The following is an 8,736-nucleotide window of genomic DNA, read 5'->3' as shown; positions in this document are numbered from 1 at the left end:
CAACTAAGTTTTTGACAGAGCCCTTTCTACTTCAAAAAGTAAATTATAGTCTTAAGTATAAAACTATTAAAATAATTAAAAACAAAACTATTAACTAATTACTAATGATTTAATTATGGGAGTTTTGATAATTTTGCGCATATGCCTTTATGGATCAGGGACTAATAAAATTAATAAGGAATATAAGGATAAAGGTTATCTTTTAGGTGAGGAAATAGCTAAAAGGGGACATACTTTAGTTTTTGGTGCTGGAGATGATGGTATGATGGGTGCTGTATCTCATGGAGTGAAAGATAATAATCAAGAAATTATAGGTATTGCACCAGATTGGATGGAAGATTTTGAGGGAATGAATAATAATTGCACCTGTAAAGTATTAACTAATAGTATGCAGGAACGGAAGAAATTATTCTTTGAAGACTCTGATGCATTCATAATAGTGCCTGGTGGTTTAGGTACATTAGATGAATTTTTTGAAATCTTAACTTTAAAGAAATTAAAAAAACATGATAAACCTATCATAATTTATAATATAAACAATTATTACAATACTTTATTTGAAATGTTAGATTTTATGGTGAGTGAAGGAACCATAAATCAAGATAATCTTAATTTATACCAAGTAAGTACTACTGTTAAAGAAACTCTTGATTTAATAGAAAAAACTTTGTAATCTTAGAGGGGGGGATTTTTGCATGGTTGAAGATGAGGATGAATCATTACAAAATAGTTTAAATGAGTTTAAAAATGTTTTAGAGCTTAATTTAACTGATAATGAAGAGGAAAATCGGAAGTTTTTAATAGGTAAGATAAAGGAATTAGATGAAAAACCTTATAATGAATTGAAAAGGGGTCAAATTGATTTAATTAGTAAATATTTCCGTTATGAAAAAGGTAAATTTCCTGCACCACCATGGTTAATGTATCCTACATATTCAAGTTTCACTATAGGTTGGAGGATGGGTTCTGGGGAAAATTATAGGACTAATTTTTTCATGGCCTTAAGAGATCAAGAAGAGTTTGATAAATATTTCCCTAAACCTCCTAATTGGAGATTTACACGTATAGAAGAATTCTCACCTAATATTCAAGAATTAAAAAGTTTACCCTTGTTTGGGGATTGTTGGAATAAATATGGAAAACCTTTATACACTTTAAAAGGATTAGAAGAGGATTACTACTTAGATGATAATATTAATATTTGGGATAAAATAAGTTTAAGTGATGATTTATTTGTCATTAAAAAGGACTTAATACATAGCACAGAATATGGTTTTCATTATAATTCTTTTAAATTTACTTCAATAGCTCATGGTTTATTAGCTTCTAAAATTTTATATTTTAATAATCATGTGGATATTAGAAGTTCTTATGATGAATTGAAAGATTTAAATATTGAATTTTCCCAAGAAGAAGAGGAAATTTGGGAAAAAATCCAGTATACTGTTTTTTTAAATGTATTATACTATAGTGCTATGAGTAATGAATCCTTGAAAAATAAATTATTTAATACCAAAAATAAAGTTTTAGCATATTTTCCAGGATATGATGATCCTATTTTAGGTGTTTATTTTGATGGTGAAGAGTCTGTTGGTGACAATTTAATTGGTTTTGCTTTAATGGAAGTTAGATATGAACTTATGAAATTGTATGAACACGTAGATTTAATAGATTGGGAATACACTAATTTTATAGAAAAATGTAACTTTTATATTTTTAATCCTTATGATAATGAAAAGGATAGTATTAATTTAAGTGATGAACAGTCACCTGAATATAAAATTTATGAAGCAACATATAATAATCTTAAATATTTAGTAAGGGATGTGGATTTAAGTCCTGAAATTGAGGATAAATATGTTAAAGGTGAAATTTTACAAGAGAAAGGTTTTACTGATGCAAGTTCTAAAATTGGGAAAATAACTGCAAGTCATAGGTTCTTAATATTATCTAATCAGATGAAAGATTTATCTAGTTTTGAACATGATACTGATTGGGGATTGTATACTGCAGCTAATGATAGTAAATTTAAAGTTTTAGATGTTTACGAGTATAATGGTAAAACTCAAATTACTTTACTTCATTTATTAGACTTATGGGAGATTTTTAAGGATGATACAACTATAAATGAGGATGTTGTTGAATCTGCTAGGGAGAATTTCAGGAAATCTTTTAACATGGAACCTGTAAGTTCTCTTATGAGTGATACTTGGAAGGATCGTTGTAAATATCCTATTGGTTTAGATAATGATGGGAATTATTTTAAATTAGATGATTAAAGTTTTTATTTTATGTTTAATTTTTCTTTAAATAATTTTTTAATATTTTTTTTGGTTTCTTCACTGTAATATTGATTATATTCATCTGTATTTACTGTATACATTGCTAGTTCATAGATAATTTTATTTAATGATTTTCCTTTTTTTGTTAATTCATATTCTATATTTTTAGGATTTTCTGGATCTATATTTTTTATGATTAAGTTGTTGCATTCCATTTGTTTTAGGCATCTTGATTGGACTTTATTTGTTAATTTTGGTTTATTTTCTTTAAATTCATTAAAATGTTTTTTTCCAAACATCATATCTTTTACTATTTGTATTACCCATTTTTTTGTTATTAAATCTAGTGACATTTCTACTGGGCAGTACTTTATTGTTTTTTCTATGTTTGTCATGATTTTCCCTATTATTTTTTTTATTATTATTCATTATAATTTTTATAGTTTAAATTATTTTAGGTGTCTATTCTGTCACCTAAATTGTTTTATTTATTATTTTTTCTTGGTTATTTTCTTTATTTCACTTAGTATTTGTTTTAAGTATCTGTTTAGTCACTTTATCTTTATATATGTATTTTTACAAATTGAATTATAACAATAGTTAAAAAGAAAATGATTTAGTTTTTTAATTATTGTAAAAATTTAAAAAGAAAAATATTTAAAATATATCTTATATTTTTGGAGGAATTTAATATGGCTGTAAAAGCATATCTTAATATAATAATGAAAATAGATGAAGAAAACCGTCCGGCAGCAGCTAAAGTTTACAATACTTATCGTCAACCATTTTTAGATGATATTGAAGGTGCTTTAACTAAAGAATTATTAATTCGCGATGAGGATATTGAAGTTGTACATGGATTTGATAGTATGGAACATGCACAAGCATATCTTGAATCTGATTTATTTAAAACTAAAGTAGCTCCAGGTCTTAAACCTACTTGGGTAGCTGATCCTGATATCCGTTTTTATAGTGTTGCATAAGAAAATTAATTTTTTAAAAAATTTTATAAATCAAATTTTTTTTAAAACAATTAAATTCTAAATTTTGTATTATTTATTAAAAGTAATAGAAAGTATAAAATATTTTGAGGGGGGGGGATAAATTTATTCTCTCTCATTATAATATATTTTTCTCAATTAATTATTTAATAATTTTGAGTAAATATTTTAAAAATAGTATTATCTTTTTAATTTTTATGTTTATTTTTTCTAGTTTTATTTCATTTTATTAAGCTTTTGGGTAATTCTTTTAATTTTTATGTTTTTTTTACTGGTAAAGTTTATATATTAAGGATTATAAACTACTATTTACTCAAGTATATTTTATAAAAATTAAATTAAACTTTAATATTTTTTTAGATACTATTTGAGCATAAGAGAATATAAAAAATAAAGAAAAAAAATTAAATAAAAAGCATGTTTTATAAAAAAATAAGTTTCTAATCCCAAAAAAAAAATTTATACAAAACCTATTTTTTTATAAAATACCTAAAATATTTAATCAAAAAAAATATTCGGATAAAAGTAAATCCAACAATCTAATTAAACCTCCTTAGCTTATTTAATAAATTTTTTTCCATTATAATATATTCTCTAAAAAAAAGAATAATAGGATATGTGAAAAAATGAAAATTTATTCAAAAGAAAAAAACATTAGAGACCCTTCTGGTAAAAACTATCAAAAAAATAGTAAAGCTCCTGAAGTAAAAACCGGTACAATAACACAGCCCATTATAAATAATAAAGAAAACAATACATTCAAAAAAGATGATGAATTAATAGTTTTCTACTAAAAAAAAGGATTATTGATAAAAATGTTTAAATATAATACTGAGCAAAAAGTTGTAGAAGTTGCTGGACTCAAATGTGGTGGACAACCTGGAGAATATCCAACAGTACTTGCAGGTACAATCTTCTATGCTGGACACAAAATCATAAAAGATGAATTAACTGGAGAATTCGATAAGGATGCTGCAGAAAAACTAATTAAAGACATGGAAGAAATGGAAGATACAACAGGAAATCCATGTATAATACAATGTTTCGGTGCAACACCAGAAGCAATAGAAAAATATTTAGAATTCATCGGAGACATATCAGACAAACCATTCTTAATAGATTCAACAAGTGGAGAAGCAAGATCTGCAGGAGCACAATATGTGCAAGAAGCAGGATTAGTTGACCGTGCAATCTATAATTCCATAAATATGTCATTAGAACAAGAAGAACTAGATATACTAAAAGAAACTGATATTAATGCTTCAATTATTTTAGGATTTAACCCAATAGACTCTGGAGTAATGGGAAAAATTGATATTTGGGATAATGGTGGTTCACCAATGGAAAGAGGATTACTAGATCTAGCTAGTGAATGTGGAATAGAAAAGTTTTTCATGGACACTGCAGTAACCCCTATAACACAAGGTGGTGGAGATGCAGCAAGAGCAACATTTGCTGAAAAAGATAAATGGGGATACCCAGTAGGATCTGGAATCCATAACATTCCATCTGCATGGGACTGGTTACGTGACTTTAAAAAGAATGTTAGAAAAGAAGCTTTCCATGTATGTGATATTGGAGCAGACCTTTTACAAATTTGCGTAGGGGGAGATTTCTGCCTATTTGGACCTATAGAAAATTCCCTAGATTTATTCCCTGCAGCAGCAATGGCTGATTCAATGTTTGCAGAAGCAGGAGCACAATTAGGAACTGAACCTGTGGAAAACCATCCAATAAACAAACTATTCTAATAAATTATAAAATTTTTCTTCTTCTATTTTTCCTTTTTTAAATTCTTTTTTCAATATTTTTACTTAAATAAATTTTTCACTAAATCCTAGTTTTAAAGAAACAAAAGACTAAATAAATTAGTTAATAGGAAAGGAATGGAGAATTAAATATAAAAATATTTATATAAAAAAATACAATTCTATAATCATGATGTGTGAATGTAGATATTGTAGTTATATTTATCTTTCTGATGTTGGGGCTCCTGCTTTTGGTATTGAGCCTGGAACACTTCCTAAGGATTTCCCATTACAGAAATGTCCTTATTGTAACAGTCCGGTAAACATTTTTTATATTTGTTATGATAGATAAGGGAATTTTAATTTTTAACTTTTAACTTTTAACTATTTTTTTTTACAATTATTGTTTAAAATTTATATTGATTAAATTCAGGTTATATTCGTAAATTTTAATTTTTTCATTTTTAAAATATTCAATCTTAAATTTTTTTTTATTTAATTTTTTTGGATGGGGGGAATTTTTGTTTTCCTATACTTTTTATGTCGTTATACCAATGTATAACGACAAGTATTTTTAGAGTAAAAAAAATACTCCTAAAACAAGGAAAATAATTTAGTACATATAGGGTAATTAGTGCCATTTCACTAATTTGTGAAGATTATGATTTTCAAAGGAATTTCCCAAAACATTTTTTTCTAGATCTAAAAAACACACTTTCGATTACAATTTTCCTTTCACTTCAAGAGGAGGAAATTAAAAAGAAAAATAAAAAAATAATAAAATTTTTATCTTAAACAACCAATAGGTAAAATTTTAATACCATCACTACGAGTATATGCAAATTCACCACCAGTAATAATAGCTAAAAATTTAGGTTGACGCATATTCCTCTCATTAATTAAACTCTTTAATTTAAGTAAATTTTTAGAAGCCTTTTCAATCTCATTACTACCTAACTTAAATTCAATTAAAGCATAATCACCATTTTTTAAATGTAAAATACAATCAGATTCTAAACCATACCTATCATGATAATAAGAAACTCTACCCCCATTACTATGAGTATAAACACTTAAATCTCTAATACATAAGTTTTCAAAAATAAAACCAAAAGTATTCAAATCTTGAATTAAACTCTCAGGACTTAAATCTAATGCAGCAACAGCAATAGATGGATCAATGAATTCTTTTTTATGACTAGTTCTAATTGCAGTAGAAGATCGAATATTAGGTGACCACGCAGGAATATCTCTTATAACATATAATCTTTTTAATGCATCAATATAAGAATAATAAGTAGGTTTACTAATATCTTCATAATTAGCATTAATATCTATTAATATTGTTGAATTTTTAGCTAGTGTAGAAATGTTACGTGCATATGATTCCAATATAATCCTAACTTTATTAGGATCACTTTTAACACCATTAACTTTAGAAACATCACTTTCACAAATATTGGTAAGATAAGATGATACAACAAATAATTGACCTTCTCTTGTTTTTAAGTTTAAACTTTCTGGCCATCCCCCACGGCAAGAAGCATAAATTAAATCTTCAATTGATAAATTTGATTTAATACCTTCAATATTTAAATCAGGATCTTTAAATAAATCTATTATTGAGATTTTTCCATTAGATTCATTACTTTCAAATAATGTCATTGGCCTCATAAGAAGCCTATGAATCTTTCCAGTACCGGAGTGATAAATTTCTGATTCATCAACACTTGTAGAACCTGTTAAAATGTATAATCCCTGTTCATGTAAATTATCTACACTATTTCTAACTGCATCCCATAAAACAGGTGCCATTTGCCATTCATCAATCAATCTTGGTTTTTCACCTTCTAGTAATAATGATGGTTTAATTTCTGCCATTTTTAAATAGTTTTTAGTTTTATCGGGATCTTGTAATTTAAGTATACTATTTGAATGTTGCTCTGCAGTTGTAGTTTTTCCACACCATTTAGGACCAATTATAAGGATTGCACCTATCATTTCTAAATATTTATCAATTTCTTCATCAATTAACCTTTTTAAATATTTATTCTCCATTTTTATCACTAATTAGAACTTATTAAGTAATATTTTTTTATCTTAATTATATTATACTTTACTACTTTGTGGTAATATACTTAACCATTTTGTGATATTTTATTTAACTACTTTGTGATAAAATTAGAATCTAGCTAGAGTATAAATTTAAATAATATATAAATAATGATTGTGGAATTTAAATTTTTCAATGCATAAGACTTAAATTTTTAAAAAGAGTAATTTAATATTTAAATAATTTAAAAAAATGGAATTATAGGGTTTATTTTAAACCCCATAGAATTTATTATTTATTTTTCTGTTATACTATTTATTATATAATTTACTGGGTTTCCTGGTTGGGTTGCATCCCAATTAGCATTTACATTGTCTTGTACTATAACAAATATTTCAACATTTTTATTTTTTACTTCTATATTGTATTGGTATGATACTGTGTCTGATCCTGTATCATCTAATTTTATTTCATTTACTGTCCAATTACCTATTTTAATATCTTTTGAACTTGAATGATAACTTGATGGTATTGCTCCAGAATCGTCTCGTATTGTGTACATTGTGTTATTCTTATCTTTAAAAGTCATTCCATGAGTATCTTGTGATTGTGAATCTGTTCTTTGTAAGTCATCTGAATGTTTGAATGTGAAATCTGCAAATTGCGTTTCAGTTACATCTGCTGCATATACACTAGTTAGTACACTGGTTATTAGTATTAGGCTTAGTAATATGATTCCTATTTTGGTTATTTTATTGCTCATCTATTTTTCACCATTTGATTTTTATAGAATATATAAATTTTTAGGTACTAATTCTTTAAAAAAATAAATAAGAAATTAGTGTAGTTATATCTATGTTTTATAGATTAAATACTTTACTATAAACAGTTCAAAAAATTAATAAATAATTATATAAACATTTAAACTTAAATTAATAAATTAAACTGTTGATATAAAATTAATTTATAAAAAAAGAAATATAAATTGAATTATTCTTAAGTAGTATTAGAATATTTTAAGTTTTTGATTAAAATCATGTATTTATATAAGTTGATGTATATGTACTTATACTATTTTAGTATTTTCTCACTTTTTTATAGGATCCTCCTCATATTTTTTGGATATTTAATTATTAAATCTTTGGTAAATAGTTTCATCTTATTAAAACTATTTTATATTATTACTTTATTTGTTACTATTAATACCATATTAATAATATTATTTATTTTATTAAAAGTATTATCTTAATAGTAGTAATATTTATTTTATTAAAAGTATTATCTAATATTAGTATTATTTATTTTATTAAAAGTATTATTATAATAGTAGTAATACTTTTTATATTAAAATTATTACTTATTTAGTGGAGAAGTAATAGGGTGTATAAATTAAAAAATAATACTATTAGTATAATAAGTATTAATTTTTTGGATCTTATTAATTTTTAATACATACATTAAATTTTTAAGAAATCTAGTAAAATTAATACTAATAAGTTTTAAAGTATTATTTTTAAGGAGTAATCCTTTTTAGATATTTTGTATTACTAAAAATTCACTTTAAAATTAGTAATATTTTTTAAGTTAATAGTATTATTTTATAAAAGTAATACTTTTAAAATTAAGAATATTACTTTAAGAATTATAATACT

The 8,736-nt window shown here is 24.7% G+C and carries 9 protein-coding genes; 6 read left to right on the top strand and 3 right to left on the bottom strand.

The annotated features are described in order from the left end of the window. The first annotated feature begins 133 nt into the window (after window positions 1-133). Entirely contained in the window at window positions 134-673 is a 540-nt protein-coding gene (locus BP997_RS03255) for a TIGR00730 family Rossman fold protein (protein ID WP_413824453.1), read from the top strand. Between the two features lie 22 nt (window positions 674-695). Continuing rightward, entirely contained in the window at window positions 696-2,279 is a 1,584-nt protein-coding gene (locus BP997_RS03250) for an NADAR family protein (RefSeq protein ID WP_413824450.1), read from the top strand. A 5-nt stretch (window positions 2,280-2,284) separates the two neighbouring features. Here BP997_RS03250 and BP997_RS03245 read toward each other — a convergent pair whose 3' ends face one another. Continuing rightward, the gene (locus BP997_RS03245; RefSeq protein ID WP_413824447.1) at window positions 2,285-2,677 is read right to left on the bottom strand and encodes a winged helix-turn-helix transcriptional regulator; all 393 of its coding nucleotides are present in this window, start codon (window positions 2,675-2,677) and stop codon (window positions 2,285-2,287) included. Window positions 2,678-2,974: 297 nt separating this feature from the next. Between BP997_RS03245 and BP997_RS03240 the strand changes: the two genes are divergently transcribed. The 4 genes from BP997_RS03240 (at window position 2,975) to BP997_RS03225 (ending at window position 5,383) form a co-directional block, all read left to right on the top strand. Beyond that, on the top strand, window positions 2,975-3,265 hold the full coding sequence (locus tag BP997_RS03240; RefSeq protein WP_413824444.1) for a hypothetical protein: 291 nt from the start codon (window positions 2,975-2,977) through the stop codon (window positions 3,263-3,265). 644 nt (window positions 3,266-3,909) lie between these two features. Next, on the top strand, window positions 3,910-4,077 hold the full coding sequence (locus tag BP997_RS03235) for a hypothetical protein (RefSeq protein ID WP_413828801.1): 168 nt from the start codon (window positions 3,910-3,912) through the stop codon (window positions 4,075-4,077). Between the two features lie 21 nt (window positions 4,078-4,098). Continuing rightward, window positions 4,099-5,034 carry a tetrahydromethanopterin S-methyltransferase subunit H gene (gene mtrH / locus BP997_RS03230; protein WP_413828799.1) on the top strand — a complete coding sequence of 312 codons (936 nt, stop codon included), beginning with the start codon at window positions 4,099-4,101 and terminating at the stop codon, window positions 5,032-5,034. Between the two features lie 187 nt (window positions 5,035-5,221). Then, window positions 5,222-5,383, top strand: coding sequence for a rubredoxin (locus BP997_RS03225; protein ID WP_413824437.1), 162 nt, complete (start codon window positions 5,222-5,224; stop codon window positions 5,381-5,383). A gap of 434 nt (window positions 5,384-5,817) precedes the next feature. Here the strand turns inward: BP997_RS03225 and BP997_RS03220 are convergent, their stop codons facing one another. Together BP997_RS03220 and BP997_RS03215 are read right to left on the bottom strand one after the other, a co-directional pair. After that, window positions 5,818-7,089 (bottom strand): ATP-binding protein, encoded by a 1,272-nt coding sequence (locus BP997_RS03220; protein ID WP_413824435.1) that lies wholly within the window; start codon window positions 7,087-7,089, stop codon window positions 5,818-5,820. A gap of 290 nt (window positions 7,090-7,379) precedes the next feature. Then, complete coding sequence (locus tag BP997_RS03215; RefSeq protein ID WP_409199016.1) at window positions 7,380-7,847, bottom strand: hypothetical protein; 468 nt, start codon at window positions 7,845-7,847, stop codon at window positions 7,380-7,382. Window positions 7,848-8,736: the final 889 nt, after the last annotated feature.

Source organism: Methanobrevibacter sp. UBA412 (assembly GCA_002495685.1).
GTDB lineage: Archaea > Methanobacteriota > Methanobacteria > Methanobacteriales > Methanobacteriaceae > Methanobrevibacter_A > Methanobrevibacter_A acididurans.
The sequence above is the reverse complement of the archived record's forward strand: the minus strand, read 5'-3'. Positions and strand labels throughout refer to the sequence as shown.

What these genes read in the sequence shown, in the direction of transcription:
- BP997_RS03250 (WP_413824450.1), top strand. Translation starts at nt 696, where the DNA reads ATGGTTGAAGATGAGGATGAATCATTACAAAATAGTTTAAATGAGTTT.
- BP997_RS03245 (WP_413824447.1), bottom strand. Translation starts at nt 2,677, where the DNA reads ATGACAAACATAGAAAAAACAATAAAGTACTGCCCAGTAGAAATGTCA.
- BP997_RS03240 (WP_413824444.1), top strand. Translation starts at nt 2,975, where the DNA reads ATGGCTGTAAAAGCATATCTTAATATAATAATGAAAATAGATGAAGAA.
- BP997_RS03235 (WP_413828801.1), top strand. Translation starts at nt 3,910, where the DNA reads ATGAAAATTTATTCAAAAGAAAAAAACATTAGAGACCCTTCTGGTAAA.
- mtrH (WP_413828799.1), top strand. Translation starts at nt 4,099, where the DNA reads ATGTTTAAATATAATACTGAGCAAAAAGTTGTAGAAGTTGCTGGACTC.
- BP997_RS03225 (WP_413824437.1), top strand. Translation starts at nt 5,222, where the DNA reads ATGATGTGTGAATGTAGATATTGTAGTTATATTTATCTTTCTGATGTT.
- BP997_RS03220 (WP_413824435.1), bottom strand. Translation starts at nt 7,089, where the DNA reads ATGGAGAATAAATATTTAAAAAGGTTAATTGATGAAGAAATTGATAAA.
- BP997_RS03215 (WP_409199016.1), bottom strand. Translation starts at nt 7,847, where the DNA reads ATGAGCAATAAAATAACCAAAATAGGAATCATATTACTAAGCCTAATA.